This is a genomic window from Amycolatopsis sp. NPDC051106 (genome assembly GCF_040682775.1).
GTDB lineage: Bacteria > Actinomycetota > Actinomycetes > Mycobacteriales > Pseudonocardiaceae > Amycolatopsis.
In genome coordinates this window covers 101,006-125,301 of record NZ_JBFBBQ010000015.1, presented here as the reverse complement: position 1 = coordinate 125,301, position 24,296 = coordinate 101,006, and the positions used below count along the sequence as shown (strand labels likewise).

Genomic DNA, 24,296 nt, shown 5'->3' with positions numbered 1-24,296 from the left:
TCAGCCTAACGGGACCGTCAGGCCGAATGCCCTGTGATGTGTTCGGGAACAACGCGCACGAGCACGCGCACGACCTCCGGCGGCTCGGGCGGGAAGGTCGTGCCGGTGTACTTGCGGGCCAGTTCGTCGTTCAGCTCGCGGCCGCCTTCGACGCTGACCTCGGCGCGGCCGCGGATCTCGACGTAGTTCTCGGGATCGGCCAGGTCGAAGACGGAGAGCGACACCCGCGGGTCGCGGCGGATGTTGCGTTCCTTGCGCCGGCCCTGGACGGTCACGAAGAGCACGGTGTCGCCGTCGCGGCGCGCCCAGACGACGGAGCTCTGCGGCGAGCCGTCGGCGTTGGTGGTGGCGAGGACGGGGTAGTTGGTGCCGTCGAGCAGGGCCTTGGTGGCTTCGTTGAACATGGTCTGGACCCTATGTGACGTTGCCCGCGATCTTGTCGGCTTTCAGTCGCACGATCACGCGCTCGGTGCTCTCGCTTTCCGGCGGTGGGTCCTGGGCGAGGTACTTGTGGCTGAGGATCTTCGGGAGGGTCTTGCCGGGGTCGGGCTCGATGGTGACGGTGCCGCGGAGCTGAGTGTGGCGGTACGGGTCGGCGGCGTCGGTGATGGAGACGCTCACGCGCGGGTCGCGGCGCAGGTTGCGGACCTTCCGGCGGTCTTCGGTCGCGCTGAAGACGAGATCGCCGTCGTCGAGGCCGACCCAGACGACGGAGGTCTGGGGGCCGCCGTCGGGATCGAGGGTGGCGACGGTGGCGAAGTTCTTGCCGTCGATCAGCGCGCGGACAGCGTCCGAAAGGGTGAGGGCCATATCACGCGAAACCGGCGGGGGTTGGGCCCTATTCCGGCTTCCGATGGCCGGGTCCCCGAGCGCCCCAATGTGGCGTTGGTTGCGTCTGACGCACCGAACGCCACATTGGGTGCGTTGGACGCACCGAATGCCACATTGGGGCGCTGGCGAGCCGTCAACAGCGCGAGCCTGGATGCAGTGAATGACTCATTCATGTCGTCGGATGCCAGGAATGAGTCATTCACTGCGTCCGAACGCCGGCGGGGACCTAGTCCGCAGCGAGCAGGAGCGCTGTCGCGAAGGCTGCGATGCCCTCGCCTCGGCCCGTCAGACCCAAGCCGTCCGATGTTGTTCCCGACACGCTCACCGGGCCGCCCACTGCCTCCGACAGCACCTTCTGTGCCTCTTCGCGCCGCTTCCCCACCCGCGGTGCGTTGCCCACGATCTGCACCGACGCGTTCCCCACTCGCCAACCAGCCGCCGAGATCAACCCGCGGACCTCCGTCAGCATGTCCGCTCCATGCGCGCCGTTCATGCGGGGGTCGCCCGTGCCGAACACCGCGCCGAGGTCGCCCAAGCCCGCCGCCGACAGCAGGGCGTCGCACAGTGCGTGCGCTGCCACGTCGCCGTCCGAGTGGCCCGCGCAGCCGTCCACGCCCGGCCACAACAGCCCTGCCATCCAGCACTCGCGGCCCGCTTCGACCGGGTGGACGTCGACCCCGTTGCCGATCCTCACAGCGTCTCCTCGTTCTTCGGTGCCGCCGCGATCGCCTCGGCCAGGGACAGTTCGAAATCGGTCGTGACGCGCATCGCGTCCGGGTGCCCTGGGACCGTCGCCGCGCCGGTGACGTCCCACGGCGTGGCCGACCGGAACGCCTCGAGCGTGTAGCCGATCGGGGTCTGGGCCGTGCGCAACCGGTTCCGGTCCTCGGTCCCGACGATGAACGAGGCGTTCGTCACCTTTACCGTGTCCGCCATCGGCAGCACCGGCACCACGATCGGGGAATCACCGACCGCGTTGATGATGTCACGCACGGTTTCCGCAGGAATGAAGGCCCGCAGAGCGTCGTGGAGGAGTACAACTGTGTCACGGGCAAGATCGGGCTCGACCGCGGCGAAGGCCTGCCGGGGAGAGCCGGTGACGACCCGGCAGCGGAGGCCGCGAACCGCCTCGGAAAACGAAAAAGCACACCGCTGGGGGGCCGCTACGAGCACCAGATCGATCTCCGGTACGCCGAGCAGCCCCCGCACGGTGTGCGTGAGTAGCGCCTCACCATGGACCGGCGTGAGAGCGAGCTCTCCGTCGGAGGCATGATGTGCGACGGTCACGATCACGACGACGTTCATCGGTTCGCGATCGTAGAGGCACCCACCCGCCCGTCGGGCAGGATGCCCTGGGCTAGACCGTCGCGGTTTCCAGAACTTCGTCGAGGAGGACTTCAGCCTTGTCCTCGTCGGTGCCCTCCGCGAGCGCGAGCTCGCTGACCAGAATTTGCCGCGCCTTGGCGAGCATGCGCTTCTCGCCTGCCGAAAGCCCGCGGTCCTTCTCTCGCCGCCAGAGGTCGCGCACCACTTCGGCCACCTTGTTCACATCGCCGGAGGCGAGCTTCTCGAGGTTGGCCTTGTACCGACGAGACCAGTTCGTTGGTTCCTCGGTGTGCGGAGCACGCAGAACGTCGAAGACCTTGTCCAGTCCTTCTTGCCCGACGACATCGCGTACGCCTACGATCTCGGCGTTGTCAGCGGGCACGCGAACCGTGAGATCCCCTTGCGCGACCTTGAGGACGAGGTACTTCTTTTCCTCGCCCTTGATCACGCGGGTCTCGATGGCTTCGATGAGTGCGGCACCGTGGTGCGGGTAGACGACGGTCTCTCCGACCTTGAAAACCATGTGTCCTCTGCCCCTTTCGCTGACTCCATCCTATCACGGTCCGCCAGTGCCCACCTAGCGGGCCGGACTCGTCCTCGCAGGTCAGCGGCCTGAGCGGGGGTTGACAAACGTCCGACCCCCATGCTCATGCAGGTGACCGGGACGGGTTTCGCCGGCAAACGGAAATCCTTTGTAGACGGTTGATCTTGGGCGCAACGCGGACCGGTTCTGCCCGGGAGATCGCCCCCGGCTAGTCTTCGCGGGGACGAGGCCGTGAAAAGGGAAGGACTGCGACGTGAGGCTGCAGAATCGTCGCGTGCTCGGCGCGGGCGTGCTGGCGCTCGGTGCCGCGCTCGTGCTCGCCGGGTGCGGGGCCGGCCAGATCACCCAGACCGACACGCAGCAGCCCGCGGTCAACGGCACGCATGCCCAGGTCAAGACGATCGTCCTGCGCGACGTCGCGGTGCAGTACCCGACGTCCGGCCCGGGCTACCCGGCCGGCGCGACCCCCGCGCTGACGCTGACGATCGTGAACCAGGGCACCCAGGACGACTCCCTCGTTTCGGTGACGACCGAGGACGGCGCCCAGGCGACCGTCGGCGGTTCGAAGGCCGTCGTCGCCGGGCACTCCCTGGTGATCGGCCCGGAAGACGCCGTCGAGTCCACCAACGAGGTGCAGACCACATCGCCGGCCGCGCCGACGTCGTCGTCCACCCCGCCTTCGAGCCCGACCGCCACGAAGTCGGAGACCAACACCCCGGGCAGCCTCACCGCGACGTCCACCTCCGAGGTCCCGTCGACCGGCCCGGCCGCGACGCCGACCCAGCCCGAGGTCGTCGGCAAGGGCACCGTGACGCTGGCCGCGCTGAAGCAGCCGCTCTGGCCGGGGCAGACCATCAAGGTCACCTTCGTCTTCCAGGGTGCCGGAGCGGTCACCGTCGAGCTGCCCGTCGCGGCGCCGGCGCACGTCAAGGAGTAGGTCCCCGGTTTTGTCGGTGGTCGCCGATAGCCTCGCGGGGTGAAGAAGGGGACCACCTACCGCTGCGCGAGCTGCGGGTACGAAGCGGCCAAGTGGCTGGGCCGGTGTCCGGAGTGCCAGGAGTGGGGCACCCTCGAGGAACGCGGAGCCCCGGTCAAGCCGGCCATCCAGCGCGTCGCCGCCGGGGCACCGAGCGCGCCCGCGCGGCCGATCGGCGAGGTCGACGTCGAGGCGGCGCGAGCCCGCCGCACCGGCGTCTCGGAGCTCGACCGGGTGCTGGGCGGCGGCCTGGTGCCCGGCGCCGTGGTGCTGCTCGCGGGTGAGCCCGGTGTCGGCAAGTCGACTCTGCTGCTCGAGGTCGCCTACCAGTGGGCGAAGACGGTCGACCGGTCGCTGTACGTCACGGGCGAGGAGTCCGCGGGGCAGGTCCGGTTGCGCGCCGAGCGAACGGGCAACGTCCACGACGCCATGTACCTGGCCGCCGAGAGCGACCTGTCGGCCATCCTCGGGCACATCGACGACGTCAAGCCGGGCATGCTGATCGTCGACTCGGTGCAGACGATGGCGTCCCCGCAGGTCGACGGCTCACCGGGCGGGGTGACGCAGGTCCGCGCGGTGACGTCCGGGCTGGTCGCGGTGGCCAAGGAGCGAGGGCTGCCGGTGGTGCTGGTGGGGCACGTCACGAAGGACGGCTCGGTGGCCGGCCCACGCGTGCTGGAGCACCTGGTGGACGTGGTGCTGCAGTTCGAGGGCGACAAGCATTCGACGCTGCGGATGCTCCGCGGCATCAAGAACCGGTTCGGCGCGTCCGACGAGATCGGCTGCTTCGAGCTGCAGGAAGAGGGCATCGTCGGGGTGCCGGACCCGTCGGGGCTGTTCATCAGCCGCACGGCGGAGCCGGTGCCGGGCACGGCGATCACGGTGTCGATGGAAGGCAAGCGGCCGCTGCTGGGGGAGGTCCAGGCGCTGGTGTCGTCGACGTCGGCACCGCAGCCGCGGCGCGCGGTGAGCGGCCTGGACTCGGCCCGGGTGGCGATGGTCCTGGCGGTGCTGGAGAAGCGCGGCGGGCTGAAGCTGGGCGACAAGGACGTGTACACGGCCACGGTCGGCGGCATGAAGATCACCGAGCCGGGGATCGATCTCGCGCTCGTGCTGGCGTTGACGTCCTCGTTCGAAGACGTGGCGCTGTCGCCGCGGCTGGTGTCGGTGGGCGAAGTGGGGCTGGCGGGCGAGATCCGCCGGGTGCCGAGCGTGGGGCGCCGCCTGGCGGAGGCAGCCCGGCTGGGCTTCACGCACGCGCTGGTGCCGCCGGACTCCGGGAAGCCGCCGGCGGGGATCCGGGTCTTGGAGGTGGCGAACGTCGCGGACGCGCTGAACGCGGCCAGTCACGCCCGCTGATCACCCCGAGGTCCGGGTGATCGCGAACGAGTAGACCGTCTCCAGATCCTGGACGAGCTGCGGCGAAACCGGGGTGGTGGTCGTCGTGGCCGGCGGACCCGCGCCGCCGCTCGATCGGGGCGGATTCCTGGACGTGCTCATGGGCACCTCGCTGCTGCGGGTGGTCACCGGTGTGGGCGGGAACCTGCCGTCCCAGGACAGCAGCTGTGCCGTCGCCGGGTCGAGGAAGAGCCGCTGGCCCGTGTCCTTCGTGCCCAGGACCGTGGCGGCGCGGCCGTCCCTGGTCCGGCCCGTCACCACGAACGCGCCGGTGACCCCGCCGAACGCGTCGCGCAGCGCGAGCCGGACGTCCTTGCGGACCAGGCCGGTCTCCAGCGCGGTCCGCACCATGTCGAGCGCTTCCGTGGCGGTGTGCGCCTTCCCGTTGTCGTGCACGCTGATGGTGTCGAAGTTCAGGCGCTTGGCCAGCTTCCCCCGGTCGGGGGTGAGCGAGGCAACGAAGTCCGCGTCCGGGGACAGCCAGTTCTGGAACGGCGTGTTCCACGTCGGGGCGGTCTGCCCGCCCAGGTTCTGGCCGGTTCCGAACCGGCCGCCCGGGCCGTATTCGTCGAAGGGCAGCTGGTTCACCTGGACGTGCTTCGGCTCGTCGAGGCCGCGGACGGCGCCCGTCCACCTCGTGCGCCGGTGCCAGACGCCGGTGGGGTCGGCCGGGATCCACAGCTCGACCCGCTGCTGGATCATGACCGGCTTGTCCTCCAGGATCTCGGGCAGCCACGAAAGCCGCTGCGCGTAGTGGAACTCGCCGGGGGCGAGCGGGCGGTCGATGTCCTGGAGCGTCGCCGCCGGCTGTGCCGGCTCCGAAGGCGGTGTCTTCAGCGAAGTGACGATCGCGAGGCCGCCCACCAGCGTGACGACCGCGGCCGCCACCGCGATCCACCGCCAGGTCCCGGACCGGCGCGGCTGGGGCGGTGCGTCCGAAGTGCCGGCCGCGGTCATCAGGGACGCGCGGGCGAAGGCCAGGCCGTCATCCTCGTCGACGCCGTCGTGGAGGTCCGAGAGCGCCGCGTCGAGTTCGGCGTCGGACCAGATCTTCCGGACGTTGTCTTCACGCAAGGTCCTGCACCTCCTCCTGAGCCGGGGCGTTCGTCCTGAGCCAGCGTCTGATCCGGTGCAGCCGGGACCGGACGGTACCCGGCGGGACGCCGAGCGCCTCCGCGACCTCGGCCGGTTCCAGCCCGGCCCACGACACGAGCAGCAGCGTGTCGCGATCGGCGGGGCTGAGCTTGGCCAGCGCACCGGCGAGCTGGGCGGCGCGCACCTGGGCGTCGACCTGCTCGGCGACGCGGCCGTCGTGACCCGCGTGGCTGGTGTCGCCGGCGCGGGCGAGCCGCGCGGTGGCTTGCAGGCCGCGCAGCTCGGAGCGGATGTGGTGGCGCAGCAGGTTGGTGGCGATGCCGTAGAGCCACGACCGCGCGGTGCCGAGCTCGGGCCGATAGTTCTCGCGGCGCCGGAGCGCGACGAGGAAGGTCTCGGCAACGAGGTCGTTCGCCGGTTCGGTACCGACCCGCCGGGCCAGGTACCGGCGCAAGGCTGCGGCGTGGGCGTCGAAGAGCCGGCCGAACGCCGGCCCGGGCTCGGCTCCGCCCAGGTCCGGGCGGTCGTGCCCCCAGATCTCCGCTCCCTCGTGGATCACCTGCATGCCCCCAGTTGCCCGCAGCCTTCGCAGGCGTTCACGGCCGACCCTACTTTCGTCGTGATCTGTTCAGGGCAGGTGAGGGACGCCGTGGCTGATTGTCGGGATCATCACCGAGTGAGGCGTTGGCCAACCGACGTCACAACTGGGGAAGGATCGTCATGCGCAGATTCCGGCTGGGATTCGTCACGCTCGTCGCCGCCTTGGGGCTCGTTTCGCTGCCCGCGGTTGCCAGTGCCACCACCGAAGCCGTGCTCAACGTTCAATACCAAGTGCAGGAGACCGGGTACTGGTGCGGCCCCGCCGCCACGCGGATCGCCCTTTCCGCGCGGACCGGGAACCTGCCGAGCCAGGGCACTCTCGCGGCCCAGCTCGGCACCACCACCAACGGCACCGACTGGGTCGGCCAGGTCACCGGCGTCCTCAACGGCGATCTCGGCACCTCCTGGTACGAGACCAAGGAGATGCCGAACGACCCGCCGACCCAGGCCCAGCGTGACCTGCTGTGGAACGACATCGTGCTCGACATCGACAACGGCTACGCGATCGTCGCCAACATCGTCGCGCCCGCGAACAACCACCCGCCGGGCTACCCGAACTACACGATCTACCACTACTTCACCGTCATCGGGTACGACAGCTCCGACCGGACCGTCAAGATCGCCGACCCGGCGAACTTCGGCGGGAACCAGCTCTACTGGCTCAGCTTCAACCAGCTCGCGACGCTGATCCCGCCGAAGGGCTACTCCGCCTAGATCGCCAGCAGTCCCCAGTAGACCGCCCAGGGGACGAACACCACGCCGCCGGCCAGCGAGACCGCGAGCCGCGGGGTGCGGTGCCGCCACCACGCCACCGCCGTGCCGATGGCGGCGGCCACCGCGCCCAGCGAGAGCAGCTGCAGCGCCAGCCACGGCAACGGCCGTCCCGCGAGCACTGGGCCCAGGCTCCGGCCCATCGTCACCTGGATCAGCACGTCGAACGCCAGGAAGCCCAGGACCGCGAGCAGCCCGGTCGTCGTCAGCCAGCGGGCCGAAGCGGCCGAAGGACCACGCCGGAACAGCGGGTAGAAAGCGAACGCCAGCACCAGGAACAGCAGTACGGCGAGCTGGAGCCAAGTCGACTCGTACCAGGCCAACGGCGTCACGACCGTGCTCGGCCGGTCCTGAGCCGGTGCCGCATCGGCGGAAGACGCGGCGGGCAGGGCGTGCACCCACGTGCCCACCAGTTCCAGGTAGCCCGGCGCATAACCGGGCAGCTTGTCGAAGCCGTCCGTGGTGCGACGCAGCTGGTGCTGCGCGTCCGGGAAGACCCGCAACGTGTAGTGCGCCAACGAATCCCGGAAGATCCGGATCGCTTCGCCCGGTGGCGTCAGGACGTCCTTCGCGCCCCACAACCCGAGCACCGGCTGTCGCAGGCTCTTCAGCACCGCCACCGGGTCGTAGTGCGCCTCCGGGAACACGCCGCCGCCGACGAGCTGACGCATCATCGTCGACGACGCCATCCCCACCAACGACCCGTCCATTCCCAAGCGCCGCAACTGGTTCTCGATCGCCCAGGCCTGTTGCCGCGACGGTTCGACGCCGTTCGCCCCCAGCGTCACGACGAAAGCGACGTCAGCGGAACGAGAAGCCGCCAGCGGTGCCACCCAGCCTCCTTCGCTCAACCCCCAGACGCCGACCCGCGCCGGATCGACCTCAGGCCGCTTCCGCAACGCTTCGACCGCCGCCAGAGCGTCGTCGGCGAGGGTCGAGTACGACCGCGAGAACTGCGAGTATCCCTCGGTGCGCTTGTCGTAAACCAGTGTCGCGATGCCTTGCCGTGCAAAGGCTTCCGCTTCGGAGCGGTGGTCGTTCCGGGTGTGTTCCCCCGACCCGTCGACCATCACGAGGCCCGGCAGTTTCGTCCCGCCGGGTGGCGCGACGACGGTGCCGTGCAACGTCACCCCGCCGTTCGTGAACGTCACGTCGTCGTTGGCCAGATCCGCCGCCGAAGCCGGTGGCGCCGCCGCCGTGACCGCCAGGATCACCCCGGCCAGTAGTAGAGCCCCTCTTCGCATGTGAGATCCCCTGTCATGTCATTCCCCTGGTTCCGGGAACGCGAGCAGGCGCACGAGCACGCGCCGCGCTTCCGGTGACCGGTCGTCCTCGGCTCGCCAGTACCGGCGGAACAGCTCCATGTAGTCGTTCCAGAACTGCAGCAGCTCCTCGGCGGTGAGCCAGGTGCCGCCGCGTGCGTAGAGCAGCGCGTCCGGCCAGTCGCCGGGCAGTTCGTCACGCTTTTCCGCGAACCGGTTGAGCTTCTCGAGGTCGTCCTCGAACCCCTGGCGCTGCATGTCGTCGAACAGCACCTGGGATTCCGCGCTCTGCTCACTGCGGCGCGGCCAGCGGATGTCCCGCGGCCGCGTCCGCCACCACCGTTCCTTGCCCCGCGCGAGCTCCGGGACGTCCTCGACGAACCCGAAGCGCGCCAGCTCCCGCAGGTGGTAGCTGGTCGCGCCGGTGTTCTCGCCCAGGGCTTGGGCGAGCTTCGTGGCTGTCGCCGGCCCGGCCGACAACACGCCGAGTATCCGGCGGCGCAGCGGGTGCGTGACGGCCTTGAGGGCGTCCGGGTCGAGCTCTTCCGGTGGTGGAGCGCTGGTCATGCCGCCACTGTAGCGGTGCAAAGGAAACTGTGCAAAGAAATCTGTGCACGTGGGATTCCCGAACTGTCGGACCCGGCCCTTACTATCCGTGCCCATGTGGTTCCGAGGGGTCAGACGTCGTGGGTGAGCCGAACCTGCCCGCCCGGCAGCTGGGGCGCCAGCTCAAGCGCATGCGCGAACGGCTCGGCATGACCCAGGACGAAGCCGGCGCGCCGCTGCGCATGTCGACGAGCAAGATGTCCCGCATCGAGATGGGGTACCTGCCGCCCTATCACGACTTCCGCGCGCTGCTGGACCGGTACAACGTGGTCGTTTCGGACTGGGACGAGTACATCTCCGCCTACGACCGCGCCAAGGAGAAGGGCTGGTGGCACCACTACGGCGTGGGCAACCGCGGGTTCCTGCCGATCGAGGCCGAGGCGAGCAAGGTGCGGGTCTTCCAGTTCGGCTACATCCCCGGGCTGTTGCAGACCGAGGCGTACATGCGCGAGGTCTTCGCCGCGGCGCGCGTGCAGATGAAGCCGAAGGTGCTGGAGAACCAGGTCACCGTGCGACTGCTGCGGCAGCTGCGGCTCACCGACGAGCCGATCTTGCAGTTCCACGCGATCATCGACGAGTACGCGCTCCGGCGGCCGGTTCTCGGCGGTGCGGAGCGGCAGGAGCAGTTGCAGCACCTGGTTGACCGGGCGCGGCTGCCGAACGTGACCCTGCAGATCGTTCCGGAGGAAGTCGGCGCCTACGACGGGCAGTTCGGCAACCTGATCGTCGCGAGCTTCAATGACTCCGAGGAGCCCGATATCGCCTATGTGGAGCACATCTTCGGGTCGGTTCACGTTGAGAAAAGGGAAGAGGTATCCGCTGCTAGGCTGGCCTTCAAGGATTTCGCCGATCGGGCCCTGGATGCGGAGGATTCGATCGCGCTGATCGAACGGCTCTGATCAGGAGGCTGCGGTGTCCACTGTAGACGCGCGGTGGTTCAAGAGCAGCTACAGCGGCAGCGGTGAAGGCAGCGACTGCGTTGAGGTGTCCGTGAGCGCGCAGGTGGCCGTTCGGGACTCCAAAGCGCCCGAGGGCGAACTCCGCCTGAGCGCCGCCGCCTGGTCGGCTTTCCTCACCAAATCGGGTGATTGCTGAACTTCCGGAGCGTCTGCATCGACGGCCGCACGTAGAACATCCCCGCCAGGAACCCCACGGTGGCGAAGGCGAACGTCGAGAACGTCGTGAGCAGGTCCGGCGCCTGGACGTGCGGGCTGTCGCGCCACACCCGGAACACGATCGGGACCGCGAACGACCCGAGGATCAGCACGAGCGTCAGCACGTACGTGAACACGAGCGCGTTGCGGGCGGACGCGGCGATCGCGACCACCAGGTAGTCGCCGCGCAGGCAGCGGCGGGACGAGAGCACCAGCACCGCGATCGCCAGCACGCCCAGCGGCGGCAGGACCGTCGCGGCCTTGCCGACCAGCGCGTCCGGGAAGGCGTGGCCGTGGACCATGCCCTGCAGGAACGTCGTCAGCCCGAACAGCAGCACCATGCCGGCGATCATCGAGCAGCCGACGACCACCGAGCCCCAGCGCACCCGCTCGGCGAACCGGGGTGGCAGCGGCACGAACTCGACCTGTCCGAACGTTCCTTGCATCCACCACCTCCGAATGCCGTCAAGGCCACCTTACGGGCGTCTGACGCCTGCAAGGTGGCCTTGACGGCAGTTCGGACCGAAAGGGCTAGCCGGCCGCCAGCAAGTTGGCGCACCGGATCAGCCCGATGTGCGAATAAGCCTGCGGATGATTGCCGAGGGACCGCTCGGCGATGGGGTCGTACTGCTCGGGCAGCAGCCCCGTCGGGCCGGCGGCCGCGACGATCTGGTCGAACAGCTCCTGGGCCTCGGTGCGCCGCCCGGTGAGCAGGTACGCCTCGATCAGCCACGCCGCGCAGATGTGGAAGCCGCCCTCGCCGCCCGGGAGGCCGTCGTCGCGGCGGTAACGGTACACAGTGGACCCACTGCGCAGCTCCGCCTCGATCGCGGTCACCGTCTGCTGGAAGCGCTCGTCCGCCGGGTCGATGAGGCCGGTGAGCCCGACGAACAGCGAGGCCGCGTCGAGGTCCGTGCCGTCATAAGCCGTGGTGAAGGCCTGGACCTCGTCGTTCCAGCCGTGGGTGAGGACGTCGTCCTTGATCGCGTCACGCAGCGACGGCCACTGGCCCGGCACGTCGCGGCCGTACTGCTCGCCGAGCTTGATCGCGCGGTCGATGGTCACCCAGCACATGACGCGGGAGTAGACCCGGTGGCGCGGCACGTGCCGCTCCTCCCAGATCCCGTGGTCCGGCTCGTTCCAGCGCCGCGTGACGGCTTCCGCCATCGCGCGGACCATCTGCCAGTCCTCGTCACGCAGGTCACCGCGCGCGCCGGCGAGCGTGCCGACCAGCTCGACGACCGGGCCGAAGACGTCCAGCTGCACCTGGTGGTTCGCCAGGTTGCCGACGCGAACCGGGCGAGAACCGGCATAACCGGGCAGCGACTCGATCACGGCCTCGGCGCCGATGACGCCTCCGGACAGGGTGTACAGCGGGTGGAGCCGCTCGGGGCCGGCCAGCGTCGCGAGCACGCCGTGCAGCCACTTGAGGTAGCCCTCGGCCTCTTCGAGTGAGCCCAGGTGCGCGAGCTCCCGCACGGTCATCGCGGCGTCGCGGATCCAGCAGTAGCGGTAGTCCCAGTTGCGGACGCCGCCGATCTCCTCCGGCAGCGACGACGTCGCCGCGGCGAGCACGCCGCCGGTGTCGGTGTTGACCAGGCCGCGCAGGGTCAGCGCCGAGCGCAGCACGAGGTCGGTCTGCACCTTCGGCAGCTGCAGCTTCGACGTCCACTCGCTCCAGTAGCGGCCCGCGCGGTCGCGGCGTTCCACTTCGGACAGTTCGTGGTCGCCGAGGTCGGTGGTGCCGCAGCGCAGCTCCAGCACGACCGGCTGGGTCGGCGTCGGCTGGACCAGCGCCGTCGCGGTGTCGTGGAGGCCGTCGGAGGTGAGGGTCCACTCGACGCCCGGCGAGTAGAGCACGAACGGCTCCGACGTGCCGAGCACCCGCAGGCCGCCCTCGACGATCTCCAGCTTCACCGGCACGCCGCCGAATTCGGGACGCGGCGCGAACTTGACGCTCGCCGCCGCCTCGCCCGAGATCACGCGGACGAGGTCCGTCCGGTGCTGCGGGCTCTCCGGCTCGAGGTAGTCGGTGACGAGCAGGCGCGACCAGCGCGTCTCGACCGTCATCGTGTTCGGCAGGTAGCGCTGGCCGAGCGGGAGGCCGTTGCGGTGGGGCTTGATGGAGAAGTGGCCGGCCCCCTCGCCGCCGAGCAGGTCGGCGAACACCGCGGGCGCGTCCGGCCCGGGGTGGCAGAGCCAGGTCAGCTTGGCGTCCGGCGTCAGCAGCGCGACCGACCGCTCGTTGGCCAGCATCGACAGCCGCTCGATCGGCGGGGCCGACTCGCCGTAGAGCCAGTTGCGCCGCTCCTCCAGCAGGAAGCCGAGGACCAGCGCGACGTCGACGGTGTCGGGCACGCGGAAGCCGGCGAGCGTCTCGCCGTCACCGACCTTGATGCCCAGGTCGGGGCCGGAAAGGCGGGCGAAGGCCTTCTCGTCGGTGACGTCGTCGCCGAGGAAGATCGCCGCGGTGGCGCCGACCTGGTGGCGCAGGATGTCGAGCGCGCGGCCCTTGTCCGTCTGGACGACCGCGAGCTCGACCACCTCCTTGCCGTCGGTGGTCGACACGCCCTCCCAAGTGGACGGTCCGGAGTGGACGGCCGCGAGCACGCGGCGCCCGGCCTCGTGCTCGGCCCGGCGCACGTGCACCGCGATGCTCGCCGGCTTGACCTCCAGGGACACGCCCGGGACGTCCAGCACGAGTTGTTCGAGCTCGGCCTCCAGCCGCCGGTGCAGCTCCCGCGCCTTCTCGTCGAGGGCGTGGATGAAGCCGATGTCGAACTCCGAGCCGTGGCTGCCCACGAGGTTCACCTCGGAGGGCAGCCGCGAGAGCGTCGCGAGGTCACGCAGGGCGCGGCCGGAGATGACCGCGGTGGTGGTCTCGTGCAGACCGGCGAGCGATCTGAGGGCCCCGACGGACTCCGGCAGCGGGCGTGCCTCGTCCGGGTTGAGCGTGATGGGTGCCAGCGTGCCGTCGTAATCGCAGGCAACCAGCAGACGCGGAGTACGGGCGATCTGGACGATCGCGCGCCGTAGCTCGGCGGGCAGGGCCTCGGCAGTCAACACTCCTCCTCAGGAGCTCGTGCATGGTCGGGACTATGTCAGTCGACCGCTTCGGCACCCAAGGCTTGGAGGAACGAGCGCGCCCATCGATCGACGTCATGAGTGAGGACCTGGCGACGCATGGCGCGCATCCGGCGACGGCCCTCAGCCGGGTCGAGCGTAATGGCAGCTACCAAAGCGTCCTTCACCCCGTCCAGGTCGTGAGGGTTCACGAGGAATGCGCTAGAGAGCTCGGCGGCGGCACCGGCGAACTCCGACAGCACCAACGCGCCCCCGAGGTCGTGCCGGGCGGCGACGTACTCCTTGCAGACGAGGTTCATTCCGTCACGCAGGGGCGTCACGACCATGACGTCCGCGGCGGAGAAGAAGCCGGCCAGCTCGGTGCGATCGACCGATTGGTGCAGGTAGTGGACGACCGGGTGGCCGACGCGGGAGAACTCGCCGTTGATCCGCCCGACCATCTGCTCGATCTCGCCGCGCATCCGCTGGTAGTGCTCGACGCGCTCGCGGCTGGGGGTGGCGAGCTGGACGAACGTGACGTCGTCCGGCTGCAGCCTGCCCTCGTGCAGGAGCTCGTGCAGCGCCTGCAGGCGCAGGTCGATGCCCTTGGTGTAGTCGAGGCGGTCGACGCCGAGCAGGACCGTCTTGGGGTTGCCGAGGTCGCGCCGCAGCTGCGCGGCCCGCTCCTGGACGCCCTTCGTGCGGGCGAGGGTGTCGAGCCCGGCGGCGTCGATGGAGATGGGGAAGGCGCCGACCCGGACGGTCCGGTCACCGACCTGCATGGTGCCCGGCCGCGACCGGACGCCGACCGCGCCGCGCGTCGACTCGAGGCCGATCAGCTGGCGGCACAGCCAGAGGAAGTTCTGCGCCCCGCCGGGGCGGTGGAAGCCGACGAGGTCGGCGCCGGTGAGGCCGCGGATGATCGCGGCGCGCCACGGCATCTGCATGAACAGCTCGACCGGCGGGAAGGGGATGTGCAGGAAGAAGCCGATGCGCAGGTCGGGTCTGAGCTCGCGCAGCATCGCCGGCACCAGCTGCAGCTGGTAGTCCTGGATCCAGACGGTCGCGCCCGGGGCGGCGACCTCGGCGCTGGCCTGCGCGAAGCGGCGGTTCACCTTGACGTAGCTGTTCCACCACACGCGGTCGAACACCGGGCGCTCGACGACGTCGTGGTAGAGCGGCCAGAGCGTCGCGTTGGAGAAGCCCTCGTAGTAGTCGCGGACCTCGTCGGCGCTCAGGGAGACGGGGTGCAGCACGAGGCCGTCGTCGTCGAACTCGTCCACGTCGACGTCGGGGATGCCCGGCCAGCCGACCCAGGCGCCCTTCCGCGAGCGCAGGAACGGCTCCAGCGCGGAGACGAGCCCGCCCGGGCTGGCCGTCCAGCGGCGTTCGCCGTCGTTGCTGCGTTCGAGGTCGACCGGTAGCCGGTTCGCCACCACGACGAAGTCGGCCTGGTTCCCGTTCTCCTTCTTGTCACTCACGTCTGCTGCTCCTCGCGTCCTGGGTCGCGGCCCCAGAGTGAAACCCTATCGCGTGAGCGATGAACAGCCGGTGACCGTCGGGTTACTCCAAGCTTCGCTCGGTCGGTTCGAGCGGACCAGCCATGCGTGGTCCGGCGAACCGCCGCTCGAGCCTGCCCAGACCGGTCCGTACCGGCTGGGCGAGCCATTCGCCGAGTACCACGCCCGCTGCCAGCGCAAGCCCGATCGCGACGGCCGTCATGAGCGTCGAGATGTCGCCACTGGGCTCGACCCCGATCTGATACAGACCACGGTAGGTCGAAAGGCCCGGAAGCAGCGGAGTGATCCCGGACACGGCGACCACCAGTGGAGTAACGCCGAGTCGCCGCGCGAGCACGCCGCCGCAGAAACCGACGAGCGTCGCGGCGACCGCGGACGAGCTGACGCCGTCGAGCTGGGCCAGCATCAGGCTGCCGTAGACGGCGGCGCCGATGGCCCCGGCGGCCGCGGCGACCAGCATGGCCCGCATCTTGGAGTAGCTGGCGAGCGCGAAGCAGGCGGAGGCGCCGGCGCCGCCGAGCACGACGAGCGGCAGCTGCTGCGGCGTCGACCCGCTGACCTCGGGCAACGGCGTCCGCGGCAGGCCGAGCATGACGGCGATCCGCAGGGCCAGCACGACCCCGGCGATCAGGCCGGCCGACATCAGCGCGGTTTCCATGGTGCGGCCGGCGGCGGTGACGTTGTAGCCGGTGATCGCGTCCTGCACAGCGGAGACGGTGGAGAGCCCGGACAGCAGCACGGTGACCGCGGCGGCGACCACGAGCGTCGGTTTGTCGGTGGTCAGGAGGTTGCTGCTCACGATGGCCATCGCCGACAGCGTCGCGACGAGCCCGCCGATGACCTGCTGGAAGAAGAAGGGCAGGCCGTACCGGTTGACGAGCCGCCCGATCCGGTCGATGACGCCGCTGATGACGAACGCGACGAGCGCGATGTCGAAGCCGCCCCCGAGCAGGATGGTGATGAAGGCGGCAACCCCGCCCCAGGACAGCGTCGCGACCCAGCGCGGGTAGGGGTGCGGCGCCTGCGTGATCCGTTCGAGCTCGGTCTGCGCCTGCTCGGCCCCCATGTGGCCGCGGACGATCTTCCGGATGAGCTTCTCGGTCTCGGTCAGCCGGGTGTAGTCGAGGCTCCGGCTCCGCACGACGCGCAGCGCGGTGACGGGCGAGAGGTCACTGCCCCGGTGACAGGTGACGGTGATCGAGGTGAAGATGACGTCGACCTCGCAGTGCGGCAGCCCGAGCGCCCCGGCGATGGCGATGATGGTGGCGGTGACGTCGGAGGCGCCGGCCCCGCTCGACATCTGGACCTCACCGATCCGCAGCGAGAGGTCGAGCACGAAGTTGACGGTGGCCTCGTCGGGCAGCTGAGGCCCCATGGCCTCATCGGCGTCGACGGCGGGGAACTCACCGGTGGGAGCCTCGAGCACCTGCCACGGGCGGCGCTTGAGGAGGTTCGGGCGGTGGACCCGCGGTTTCTGCTGAGGAGGTTCGAGCAGGGGCCATCTGGTCGTGGTGCCCCCGTTGGTGCGCTCGTTGATCTTCAAGATCCACCTCCTCGCTCTTCTCTCTCCTCACGGCACATCGACCGGGGTGTGTCCACCGTTGCAGTGGCGTGCACCACGTCGCTCCATAGTGGCCTGGAGCTGGGGATCGTGCCTATCGAGAGGATCTTGGCGAGGGCCCGATACACTGGGGGCGGCGCCTCGGGCGCCAGGCCGCTATAGCTCAGCTGGTAGAGCATCTGTCTTGTAAACAGAAGGTCAGGGGTTCGAGCCCCCTTGGCGGCTCAAGTGAAGGGCACCGCGGAGTGCGGGGCGGGCAGCTCGTGGCCGCCCGCCCCGGCGGGATGGATCTTGCTGCGTGGTCAGTTGCCCTGGCTGGTGCCGTCGTCGGTGATCGCGCTCGCGGCGCAGTTGTACGGGCTCTCGCCGCTGGCTTCGTGCTCGCCCGGCGACAGGATCGGCACGCCGATGCCGTTGAGCGCGTCGCGGACCGGGACCTGGACGCCGAGGACGTTGACGTCGTTGCCGCAGATGCCCGGCGCCACGTCGACGTTGTGCAGGACGTCGGTGTTGTTCAGGTTGACCAGGCCGACCTGGCCGGAGTCGTCGACCGGGGTGTCGGCGGAGGCGATCCCGCCGGTGAGGAACGCGCCGGCGGCGAGGGCGGCGGTGATCAGGCCGATCTTCTTGATCATGGGGATCTCCTCGAGTGAAAGCGAAACGGGATCGACGACGTCGGATGACCGTGGGAAAGCGTCGTCGGTGGGGAGGGTGCACGCCGCGGCCGCGATTCACGCACGGATCCCCCGATCGTGTTGCGGGAAATCTCCGAAATCTTATCGCGGTGTAGCTATATCGGGTGAATCCACGGCGTCGCGCTCGTTCTGTTCCCATTTGTCCACGCGGACGAGTTTCCGCTGGTCGGCGGTATGGGCATGAGGCTCGAATGGGCTCCTTCCGGCTCTCGGAGTGGGGTAAAGCGGAAGCGGTGAATGGCGGGTGGTTATGGTGGAACGGCCGAATCGGCGTGATTGATCGCCGAGGGCAGAAGAGCCGGTGAACGGACGGGATCGAGATCGTGACGAGTGCGGCGAAGCGGGGAGGCGACCGGGTGAATGCCCGTCGGATCCTCGCGCGTGCGCTGGTCGTGATCGGCGGCGCTGCCGCGGTCTCGGCGATCGCCTGGCTGAGCGCCACGGCGTCGGCCAGCACCGTCACCCAGGACGCGGACGGGCCGATCGGTTCCGTCGTGACCACCGTCGGCGATCCGCGGCCGCCCGTGCTTTCGCAGGTGGCCGTTCCCTTGTCGCGGCACGCTGACGGCGCGGCGACGTCCGCTCTCGCCCAGGTGCGCGACTTGTCCGAAGCGGCCGCGCAGACCGAGGCGCTCGGCGCCGGCGCGTCCCACGCGGTGGCTTCGGTTCCCGCTGCCGTCCTCGCGGTCGGACGCGTCGCCGTGGCGGCGACCGACCTGACCGATTTCGTGGCGCAGGCCGACAAGCCGAGCGACCACAACGAAAACTCGCCCGCCGGTTCGGCCTCCGCAGGACCGGGCGACAGCACGCCCGCGCCGACGGACAGTGGCCCGCGGGAACGATCGGCCGGTTTCTCCCCGGCGGCGATCCCGGTTCACGCGGCCACCGCGCGGATCGCCGATCGGCCGCACGCCGGCTCCCGGTCCGAGCACGGCGCGGGCGGGCTCCCCGGACGATCGTGGCTGCCGTCCTGCGTGGTCCCGGCCAATGCCGGTTTCACCGCCGGCCACGACCACGGTTGCGGTGACGCGGTGCAGGCCCCGGCCGCGGACCACCCGCAGCCGGCGAAGTCCCGGAACGGCGTGCTGCGCCGAGCTGTGACGTCGACGGAAATCCAGCCCGGTACCACGCCGGACTGACGCGCCTTCGGGCCTGTAAACCCGCGCCGGCGGTTCGCCGGCTCGCATCGGGCGTCCGTCCCGACGTCATTTCCTGTGCATTCCCTCCGGGGAATCCTCAATTACCGGCGCTTCTTTGATTGCGCCTGGTCAACCATTTGTCACTTTCCCTTGTATCGATCGAAGGAGTATTTGTCATGCGCATCCAGACGAAGCGGACCCTGCAGGTGGCGTTGGCCAGTGGCGGCCTGCTGATGGTGGGCGGCGGCAGCGCCTTCGCGGCGGAGACCGTCGCCCCCGAATCGTCCGTCTCGCCGCTGGACCAGGTCGTCACCAACCCCGGGCTCCACGACGCCGTCGACACGGTGAACGGGTCCACCGACGGCCTTCAGCCGCTGCAGGAGGTGACCGGCGTGGACCCGCGGCACCCGGTCCAGGCCCTCAAGGCGGTGCTGCCGGCCACCCCGCAGGCCAACCCCGCGGCGGTGCTGCACGCGGTGCCGGTGCACCTGCTCCAGCGCGACCCGGCGCCGAGCGCCGAGGTCAGCGGCGAGCAGCCGGAACAGGACCTCAACGCACCGCTGGGCAGTGAGCTGGCGGCCACCGACCTGCCGATGCTGCCGGTCGCCGTGCCGCTGACGGTGGCGTCGGACCTGACCACGCTCACTCCGGTCGACGGCCGGCTGCCGGTGCGGGGAACGGTCACGACCCAGCCCCTCGACCCCGAGGCGGGCACCCGGGTCACCGGCCTGCACGCCGCGGCCCCGACCGAGACGGTCCAGCCGGTCGACGAGCAGCGTGCGGACACGCCCGCGGTGGGGCTTCCGCTGGTGGGCGGGCTGCTGTCGAGCGCCAACCTCCCGGCGCTGAACGGGGTCCCCGACGTGACCCGGCTGACCTCGCTCTCCGGCCTGACCCAGCTGGCCGGGAGCACGCCGCTGACCCGCGGCGGGCGCTACAACACCGCCGCGGTCACCGCACCGGTGACCCAGCACGGTCCGGCGACCCTCGAGTCGGTGACCGGGCTCTTGGGTAAGTAGTCACGCTGATTCACCTTCAGGGCCGGACGCACTTGGGCGTCCGGCCCTGAGTCGTTTCCAGGCTGGTGACGACCGATCACCGCGCCAGGCGGCCAAAGCGTCGTCGGGCTGGTCGGGGATGAACAACCCCGTACGGGTCCGCGGCCGGCGTCGCGTGACCACCGCCTTGCGGGCCCGCGGCGGAAGAGGCGAACCGCGGACTCAGGACGCCTTTTCGGTCAGCCGCCCGGCCCTTCCTCCCCGTTCACCGGCCGCAGCCGTTGCCAGCCACCGCCCGAGTCCGGCCACGGCTCGTCCGCCGTGTCGAGCGGTGCCCAGCCCGGTGGCCAGTGCGAGCGGCTCGCCGGGCGGACCCACGCGCGTCTGAACATCTTGAGACGTCTTCCGGCCGTCTCGGCGAACGTCGCGTCGTGGAAGCGCGCGTTGCCCGTGAACACGGCGCCGTCGAAGCGGACGTCCTGCTCGAACTGCGTCTGGGTGAACCAGACGTCGCCGCGGAAGGCGGCCTCGCCGAACCAGGCGGTGCCGAGGAACCGGGTTCCGGTGAAGCGGGCGTCCCCGCGGAAGGTCGTGCCCCGGAACCGGACTTCGCTCTGGAACTGCACGGCGCGGAACCGGGCGCCCTTGACGAAGGACGCGTCGCTGAACCTCGCGCTGCCGGTGAACGTCGTGCCGTCGAAGTCGGCGCGCTCGAGGAACGCCGTGCCGCCCAGGTTGGCGTCGCCCTTGAACTTCGCGTCGGTGAACAACGCCGACCGGACCCGGCAACGTACGAACTCGAACTCGAAGAGAGTCGCGCCGCGCAGGTCCAGTTCGGTGTCCGGCCAGAACGCGTCGGCGTCGGACCGCGAATCCGTGCCCGGGCGCAGGTGCCGGGCGAGGATGCGCTGTGCGGCGATGCGCACGTGCTTTTCCTGCGCCTCGCCGGGTTCGACGTCCGCTCCGAACGGCATCCGCAAGTAGGCGCACAGCACGTTGACCACGGTGTGCCGCTGCGACAGCGTGTTCTGCGCGAGCCGTTCGAGGGCGTACAGGCCGCCCAGCCGGACCGGTGCCTTGTCCGAACCGAGCTGCTCGACCGCTTTCGCGTACAGCTCGGTGATCCGCCGCTCCGCGGCGTCGGCCTCGGTCACGGCGGAAATGCGCTGCTGGTGAGCGAGGGTGTCGGCGGCGACGGCCTCCGTGTGACGCTGGACGTGCTCCTTGTGCGCGAGATCGCGCCGTTTCTCGACCAGGTCCTGCTCGGCGGTCTGCTGCCGGCGCGCGGCGAGCAGCAGGCCGACCGCGCCACCCGCGCCGAGCACGATCGTGCCGACGGTCCGGATCGCCTCGAGGCCGAGGCCGTAAACCGCGAGCAGCGGCCACCCGATCCCGGCGGCGACCACCACCAGACCGGCCGCGCACCAGGCGATCACGCGGTTGGACAGCACCTTGCCCGGCTTCACCTCGGGTCGATCGTCGCCCATGCCCCCATCTTCGCCGAGTTCCGATCCCGCTGTCCCCCTCGCGAGCTACACCCGACTGTCCACTCCACGGTGACGTTTCCGGCGCGCCGAATTCCTAACGTTCTCCATGACCGCAGCACCCCCGCCGCGGGTTCTCACCAAGGAGTCGTCGTGCGACTGTTCTTGCAGCTCGTGACCGTGGCCGCCGTGGCCGTGGCGGGCAGCCTGGCCGCCAGTGCCGTGCAGTGGAACACCCCGCTCACCTTGATCATCGGGCTCGCCACGGCGGTTCTCGCCGTGGTCGCGTACCGGTGGATCGTGCGCAAGACCGAGCACCGCGTGCCCGAGGAGATCGTCAAGAACAACGCGGCTCTCGGCCGGGGGCTGCTCCTCGGCGGCGGGTTGTTCGTCTTGGTCATCGCGAACATCGCCTTGGTCGGCGGCTACGAGGTGCTCGGCTGGGGCTCCCTCGCCGGCGCCATCGCGCTCTTCGGGTTCAGCGCGGCCGCCGCCGTCACCGAAGAACTCGTCTTCCGCGGCATTCTCTTCCGGATCATCGAAGGCCGCATCGGTACCTGGGCGGCGCTGACGCTGACCGGACTGGTCTTCGGCATCTCGCACCTCTTCAACGCCCACGCCACCGTCTGGGGCGCCTTCGCCATCGCCGTCGAAGCCGGAGGCATGCTCGCCGCCGCCTACGCCGCCACCCGGAACCTCTGGGTGCCGATCGGGCTGCACTTCGCGTGGAACTTCGCCGAGGGCGGGCTCTTCGGCACCCAGGTCTCCGGCACCGACGCGCCCCAGGGACTGCTGCACGGCGTCATGTCCGGCCCGGCCGCGATCAGCGGTGGTGAGTTCGGGCCCGAGGCGAGCCTCTACTCGCTGCTGGCCGGCGTCATCGTGACGGTCGTGTTCATGCGGCTGGCCCGCCGCCGCGGCCACATCGTGCCTCGCCGGGGACGCGCCGCCGCGGCCGTTACTGTCCTCCCGTGATCGACCTCTGGCGGCGGCTCGACGTCACGGTCCGCGACCTCGCGTTCGGGCTGCTGCTCGCCGGCCTGGCGCTGACCCCGGCGCTGGGCGGCTACGGAACCCAGGTCGGCGGCCTGCCGTCGCGGCCGATGGACGCCTGGGCGCTCCTGGTGGTCGCCGTCGAGTGCCTGCCGCTGGCCCTGCGGCGACGGTGGCCGGCGGGGTGCCTCGCGCTCGTGTCGCTCGGCTTCGCCGTCGACCAGCTCGAGGGCTACCACACGGTGGCCGCCTGCGCGCTGCCGATCGCGCTGCTGAGCGCGGCCGCCCACCTCGAACGCTTCCGGTGGACGACCGTGGCCGTGGCGTCCGCGGCGTACGTCTCGCTGGCGATCGCGCTCGCCCGGCAGGGGGCGCCCGAGGGCGTGACCGGCTTCGTCACGTTCTACCTGGCGCTGGCTCTCGCCTGGGGCATCGGCGCCTGGCTGCGGCAGTCCCGCGCCGCGGAGGCGAAGCACCGCCAGTTCGTCGCCGAAACCACCCGCACCACCGAACGGACGCGCATCGCGCGCGAACTCCACGACGTCGTCACCCACCACGTGACGGCGATGGTCGTGCAGACCGAGGCGGCGCGTTACCTGACCGCCGCGCCGGAGCGGCTCGACCGGACGCTGACGGCGATCACCGACACCGGCCGGCTGGCCATCGCGGACCTGCGGCAGCTGCTGGACCTGCTCAACCCCGACCACGGTGCCTCGCTGCGGACGCCGTCCACCGGTTCGCTGCGGGACCTGGTGGAGCAGACGCGGCGGGCCGGCCAGCCGGTCGAGTTCACCGAGGACGGCGAGCCGGCGGGGGCCGGTGGTGCCGAGGCCGCTGTCTACCGCGTCGTGCAGGAAGCGCTGACGAACGCGCTCAAGTACGCGCACGGCCACCACACCGAGGTCCGGATGCGGCGCGGAGATGGGGACATCTTCGTGGAGGTGACCACCGACGGCCCGAAACTGTCGGTGCCCTCGGGTAGCGTGGAAAACGGGGGCGCCCCCGCGAGCGCGTCCGTCGGGGGAAGCGGGCGAGGGCTGGCCGGGCTCCGCGCCCGGGTCGACGCGCTCGGCGGCGAATTCACCTCGGGTGGTCGTGCGGGCGGCGGTTTCGTCGTCCGGGCCCGGATTCCTTCGGAAAGGTCGTCGTGATCAAGGTTCTCGTCTGCGACGATCAAGCGCTGATCCGCACCGGATTCGCGACGATCATCGACGCCCAGCCCGACCTCGAGGTGGTCGCCGAGTGCGCCGACGGGCGCGCCGCCGTCGACCTCGCCGGGGAGCTGCGGCCCGACGTCGTCGTGATGGACGTCCGGATGCCGGTGCTGGACGGTATCGAGGCGACGCGCCTGCTCGCCGGCGCGGGGGTCGAGCGGCCGGCCAAGGTGCTCGTGGTGACGACGTTCAACCTCGACGAGTACGTGTACGAGGCGCTGCGCGCGGGGGCCAGCGGGTTCCTGCTCAAGGACGCGCCGCCGGCGCAGCTGCTGCACGGGATCCGGACCGTCGCGACCGGCGCCGCGCTGCTGGACCCGGAGGTGACGCGCCGGCTGGTCGGCAAGTACGCGGCGCGGATCCGCCCGGCCGCGGCCGGCGAAGTCGCTTTGGCACCAAGGGAACTCGAGGTGCTGCGGCTGATCGCGGACGGATTGTCCAACAGCGAGATCGCCGCGGCGCTGGTGATCAGCCAGGAGACGGTGAAGACGTACGTGTCGCGCATCCTGACGAAGCTGGATCTGCGCGACCGCGTGCAGGCGGTGGTCTACGCGTATCGCACGGGGCTCGTGCGTTAATGCGTTGACGCTCCCGGCGGGGTGGGCGATCATGTTTTCCATGCGAGAAAACAATCTTCGAAGGCTCCTCGTCATGGCGTAGCACATCGTCGTGTCACGGAGCCGCCCGTCGAGGAATCGATCCGGGCGGCTTTTTTTGTGGGTGCTTTCTTCCTGCGCTCGTCTTCGCCGTACCGATGCGGTGGACGCGAGTGCGCTTTGCGGCCGTGGTGAACTCGGCGGACACGCCGGTCTTCCAAACCGGAGCAGTGGGTTCGATGCCCACCGGCCGCTCTCGCAGCGATTCACTCTTTCCCCTGAAGCGCAACAGGCTGCGCGCCCGACTGTTGATCGGGAGGTACCAGGTTCGAGTCCTGGCGGGGGAGCGATGTCCGCCACCCCACGCGCGCGGTTCGGCAACCAGCGGGGTCTCATACGCCCCGCCCACGTGGATCGACACCACGGCGCGCGACCACCTGCTCCACTGTGGAGACCGCCGAAATTGTCGG

Annotated in this window: 25 protein-coding genes and 3 tRNA genes; 13 read left to right on the top strand and 15 right to left on the bottom strand. The window is 70.2% G+C overall.

Going from position 1 to position 24,296, the window contains the following annotated elements; genetic code table 11:
- Positions 1–17: 17 nt before the first annotated feature.
- From AB0M83_RS14985 to AB0M83_RS14965, 5 genes are all read right to left on the bottom strand, one after another.
- A complete protein-coding gene (locus AB0M83_RS14985) occupies positions 18–404 on the bottom strand; it encodes a PPOX class F420-dependent oxidoreductase (protein ID WP_364517186.1) in 387 nt (128 codons plus the stop codon).
- Between the two features lie 10 nt (positions 405–414).
- On the bottom strand, positions 415–810 hold the full coding sequence (locus AB0M83_RS14980) for a PPOX class F420-dependent oxidoreductase (RefSeq protein ID WP_364517184.1): 396 nt from the start codon (positions 808–810) through the stop codon (positions 415–417).
- 247 nt (positions 811–1,057) lie between these two features.
- On the bottom strand, positions 1,058–1,525 hold the full coding sequence (ispF, locus tag AB0M83_RS14975) for a 2-C-methyl-D-erythritol 2,4-cyclodiphosphate synthase (protein WP_364517182.1): 468 nt from the start codon (positions 1,523–1,525) through the stop codon (positions 1,058–1,060).
- Positions 1,522–2,136 carry a 2-C-methyl-D-erythritol 4-phosphate cytidylyltransferase gene (locus AB0M83_RS14970; RefSeq protein ID WP_364517180.1) on the bottom strand — a complete coding sequence of 205 codons (615 nt, stop codon included), beginning with the start codon at positions 2,134–2,136 and terminating at the stop codon, positions 1,522–1,524. Before AB0M83_RS14970 ends, ispF begins: the two co-directional genes overlap by 4 nt.
- Positions 2,137–2,188: 52 nt before the next feature.
- The gene (locus AB0M83_RS14965) at positions 2,189–2,680 is read right to left on the bottom strand and encodes a CarD family transcriptional regulator (protein WP_004559016.1); all 492 of its coding nucleotides are present in this window, start codon (positions 2,678–2,680) and stop codon (positions 2,189–2,191) included.
- Between the two features lie 274 nt (positions 2,681–2,954).
- Between AB0M83_RS14965 and AB0M83_RS14960 the strand changes: the two genes are divergently transcribed.
- On the top strand, positions 2,955–3,638 hold the full coding sequence (locus AB0M83_RS14960) for a hypothetical protein (protein ID WP_364517178.1): 684 nt from the start codon (positions 2,955–2,957) through the stop codon (positions 3,636–3,638).
- A gap of 39 nt (positions 3,639–3,677) precedes the next feature.
- On the top strand, positions 3,678–5,036 hold the full coding sequence (gene radA, locus AB0M83_RS14955; RefSeq protein WP_364517176.1) for a DNA repair protein RadA: 1,359 nt from the start codon (positions 3,678–3,680) through the stop codon (positions 5,034–5,036).
- Here the strand turns inward: radA and AB0M83_RS14950 are convergent, their stop codons facing one another.
- Together AB0M83_RS14950 and AB0M83_RS14945 are read right to left on the bottom strand one after the other, a co-directional pair.
- Positions 5,037–6,149: a hypothetical protein gene (locus AB0M83_RS14950; RefSeq protein ID WP_364517174.1), complete on the bottom strand. Its 1,113-nt coding sequence runs from the start codon at positions 6,147–6,149 to the stop codon at positions 5,037–5,039. It lies immediately after the preceding gene.
- The gene (locus AB0M83_RS14945) at positions 6,142–6,735 is read right to left on the bottom strand and encodes a sigma-70 family RNA polymerase sigma factor (RefSeq protein WP_364517172.1); all 594 of its coding nucleotides are present in this window, start codon (positions 6,733–6,735) and stop codon (positions 6,142–6,144) included. Before AB0M83_RS14945 ends, AB0M83_RS14950 begins: the two co-directional genes overlap by 8 nt.
- Before the next feature lie 155 nt (positions 6,736–6,890).
- Here AB0M83_RS14945 and AB0M83_RS14940 point away from each other — a divergent pair, with 155 nt between their 5' ends.
- Positions 6,891–7,484, top strand: coding sequence for a C39 family peptidase (locus AB0M83_RS14940; RefSeq protein ID WP_364517170.1), 594 nt, complete (start codon positions 6,891–6,893; stop codon positions 7,482–7,484).
- Here AB0M83_RS14940 and AB0M83_RS14935 read toward each other — a convergent pair.
- Together AB0M83_RS14935 and AB0M83_RS14930 are read right to left on the bottom strand one after the other, a co-directional pair.
- The gene (locus AB0M83_RS14935; protein ID WP_364517220.1) at positions 7,481–8,755 is read right to left on the bottom strand and encodes an alpha/beta hydrolase; all 1,275 of its coding nucleotides are present in this window, start codon (positions 8,753–8,755) and stop codon (positions 7,481–7,483) included. The genes AB0M83_RS14940 and AB0M83_RS14935 overlap by 4 nt on opposite strands.
- Before the next feature lie 48 nt (positions 8,756–8,803).
- Positions 8,804–9,370: a helix-turn-helix domain-containing protein gene (locus tag AB0M83_RS14930; RefSeq protein ID WP_364517168.1), complete on the bottom strand. Its 567-nt coding sequence runs from the start codon at positions 9,368–9,370 to the stop codon at positions 8,804–8,806.
- A 119-nt stretch (positions 9,371–9,489) separates the two neighbouring features.
- Here AB0M83_RS14930 and AB0M83_RS14925 point away from each other — a divergent pair, with 119 nt between their 5' ends.
- A complete protein-coding gene (locus AB0M83_RS14925; RefSeq protein ID WP_364517166.1) occupies positions 9,490–10,308 on the top strand; it encodes a helix-turn-helix transcriptional regulator in 819 nt (272 codons plus the stop codon).
- 13 nt (positions 10,309–10,321) lie between these two features.
- The gene (locus tag AB0M83_RS14920; protein ID WP_364517164.1) at positions 10,322–10,504 is read left to right on the top strand and encodes a DUF397 domain-containing protein; all 183 of its coding nucleotides are present in this window, start codon (positions 10,322–10,324) and stop codon (positions 10,502–10,504) included.
- Here the strand turns inward: AB0M83_RS14920 and AB0M83_RS14915 are convergent.
- The 4 genes from AB0M83_RS14915 to AB0M83_RS14900 all read right to left on the bottom strand — a co-directional run bounded on the left by AB0M83_RS14915 (position 10,482) and on the right by AB0M83_RS14900 (position 16,689).
- Positions 10,482–11,009: a hypothetical protein gene (locus AB0M83_RS14915; protein ID WP_364517162.1), complete on the bottom strand. Its 528-nt coding sequence runs from the start codon at positions 11,007–11,009 to the stop codon at positions 10,482–10,484. The genes AB0M83_RS14920 and AB0M83_RS14915 overlap by 23 nt on opposite strands.
- An 85-nt stretch (positions 11,010–11,094) precedes the next feature.
- Entirely contained in the window at positions 11,095–13,629 is a 2,535-nt protein-coding gene (gene otsB, locus AB0M83_RS14910; RefSeq protein WP_364517160.1) for a trehalose-phosphatase, read from the bottom strand.
- Positions 13,630–13,664: 35 nt separating this feature from the next.
- Positions 13,665–15,107: a trehalose-6-phosphate synthase gene (locus AB0M83_RS14905; protein WP_364517158.1), complete on the bottom strand. Its 1,443-nt coding sequence runs from the start codon at positions 15,105–15,107 to the stop codon at positions 13,665–13,667.
- Positions 15,108–15,189: 82 nt separating this feature from the next.
- On the bottom strand, positions 15,190–16,689 hold the full coding sequence (locus tag AB0M83_RS14900) for a threonine/serine exporter family protein (RefSeq protein WP_364517156.1): 1,500 nt from the start codon (positions 16,687–16,689) through the stop codon (positions 15,190–15,192).
- A gap of 170 nt (positions 16,690–16,859) precedes the next feature.
- Here AB0M83_RS14900 and AB0M83_RS14895 point away from each other — a divergent pair.
- Positions 16,860–16,932, top strand: a tRNA-Thr gene (locus tag AB0M83_RS14895).
- Positions 16,933–17,009: 77 nt separating this feature from the next.
- Here the strand turns inward: AB0M83_RS14895 and AB0M83_RS14890 are convergent.
- Complete coding sequence (locus tag AB0M83_RS14890) at positions 17,010–17,342, bottom strand: hypothetical protein (RefSeq protein ID WP_364517154.1); 333 nt, start codon at positions 17,340–17,342, stop codon at positions 17,010–17,012.
- A gap of 416 nt (positions 17,343–17,758) precedes the next feature.
- Between AB0M83_RS14890 and AB0M83_RS14885 the strand changes: the two genes are divergently transcribed.
- Positions 17,759–18,541, top strand: a complete 783-nt coding sequence (locus AB0M83_RS14885; protein ID WP_364517152.1) for a hypothetical protein — start codon at positions 17,759–17,761, stop codon at positions 18,539–18,541.
- A gap of 176 nt (positions 18,542–18,717) precedes the next feature.
- Positions 18,718–19,560 (top strand): hypothetical protein, encoded by an 843-nt coding sequence (locus AB0M83_RS14880; RefSeq protein ID WP_364517150.1) that lies wholly within the window; start codon positions 18,718–18,720, stop codon positions 19,558–19,560.
- Positions 19,561–19,778: 218 nt separating this feature from the next.
- Here the strand turns inward: AB0M83_RS14880 and AB0M83_RS14875 are convergent, their stop codons facing one another.
- Positions 19,779–21,026, bottom strand: coding sequence for a pentapeptide repeat-containing protein (locus tag AB0M83_RS14875; protein WP_364517148.1), 1,248 nt, complete (start codon positions 21,024–21,026; stop codon positions 19,779–19,781).
- A 150-nt stretch (positions 21,027–21,176) separates the two neighbouring features.
- On the opposite strand from AB0M83_RS14875, the gene AB0M83_RS14870 reads away from it, so the two are divergent.
- The 5 genes from AB0M83_RS14870 (at position 21,177) to AB0M83_RS14850 (ending at position 24,173) form a co-directional block, all read left to right on the top strand.
- Positions 21,177–21,998, top strand: a complete 822-nt coding sequence (locus tag AB0M83_RS14870; protein WP_364517146.1) for a CPBP family intramembrane glutamic endopeptidase — start codon at positions 21,177–21,179, stop codon at positions 21,996–21,998.
- The gene (locus AB0M83_RS14865) at positions 21,995–23,167 is read left to right on the top strand and encodes a histidine kinase (protein ID WP_364517144.1); all 1,173 of its coding nucleotides are present in this window, start codon (positions 21,995–21,997) and stop codon (positions 23,165–23,167) included. Before AB0M83_RS14870 ends, AB0M83_RS14865 begins: the two co-directional genes overlap by 4 nt.
- On the top strand, positions 23,164–23,808 hold the full coding sequence (locus AB0M83_RS14860; RefSeq protein ID WP_364517142.1) for a response regulator transcription factor: 645 nt from the start codon (positions 23,164–23,166) through the stop codon (positions 23,806–23,808). The genes AB0M83_RS14865 and AB0M83_RS14860 overlap by 4 nt, the downstream gene beginning before the upstream one ends.
- 200 nt (positions 23,809–24,008) lie before the next feature.
- Positions 24,009–24,081, top strand: a tRNA-Gly gene (locus AB0M83_RS14855).
- 19 nt (positions 24,082–24,100) lie between these two features.
- A tRNA-Asn gene (locus AB0M83_RS14850) sits at positions 24,101–24,173 on the top strand.
- The last annotated feature ends 123 nt before the right edge of the window (positions 24,174–24,296 follow it).

Bases quoted from the DNA above. Each gene is read 5' to 3' on its own strand.
- AB0M83_RS14970 (WP_364517180.1), bottom strand. From the start codon at position 2,136: ATGAACGTCGTCGTGATCGTGACCGTCGCACATCATGCCTCCGACGGA.
- AB0M83_RS14930 (WP_364517168.1), bottom strand. From the start codon at position 9,370: ATGACCAGCGCTCCACCACCGGAAGAGCTCGACCCGGACGCCCTCAAG.
- AB0M83_RS14945 (WP_364517172.1), bottom strand. From the start codon at position 6,735: ATGCAGGTGATCCACGAGGGAGCGGAGATCTGGGGGCACGACCGCCCG.
- AB0M83_RS14890 (WP_364517154.1), bottom strand. From the start codon at position 17,342: ATGATCAAGAAGATCGGCCTGATCACCGCCGCCCTCGCCGCCGGCGCG.
- AB0M83_RS14965 (WP_004559016.1), bottom strand. From the start codon at position 2,680: ATGGTTTTCAAGGTCGGAGAGACCGTCGTCTACCCGCACCACGGTGCC.
- AB0M83_RS14980 (WP_364517184.1), bottom strand. From the start codon at position 810: ATGGCCCTCACCCTTTCGGACGCTGTCCGCGCGCTGATCGACGGCAAG.
- AB0M83_RS14940 (WP_364517170.1), top strand. From the start codon at position 6,891: ATGCGCAGATTCCGGCTGGGATTCGTCACGCTCGTCGCCGCCTTGGGG.
- AB0M83_RS14875 (WP_364517148.1), bottom strand. From the start codon at position 21,026: ATGGGCGACGATCGACCCGAGGTGAAGCCGGGCAAGGTGCTGTCCAAC.
- AB0M83_RS14880 (WP_364517150.1), top strand. From the start codon at position 18,718: ATGCGCATCCAGACGAAGCGGACCCTGCAGGTGGCGTTGGCCAGTGGC.
- AB0M83_RS14915 (WP_364517162.1), bottom strand. From the start codon at position 11,009: ATGCAAGGAACGTTCGGACAGGTCGAGTTCGTGCCGCTGCCACCCCGG.
- AB0M83_RS14985 (WP_364517186.1), bottom strand. From the start codon at position 404: ATGTTCAACGAAGCCACCAAGGCCCTGCTCGACGGCACCAACTACCCC.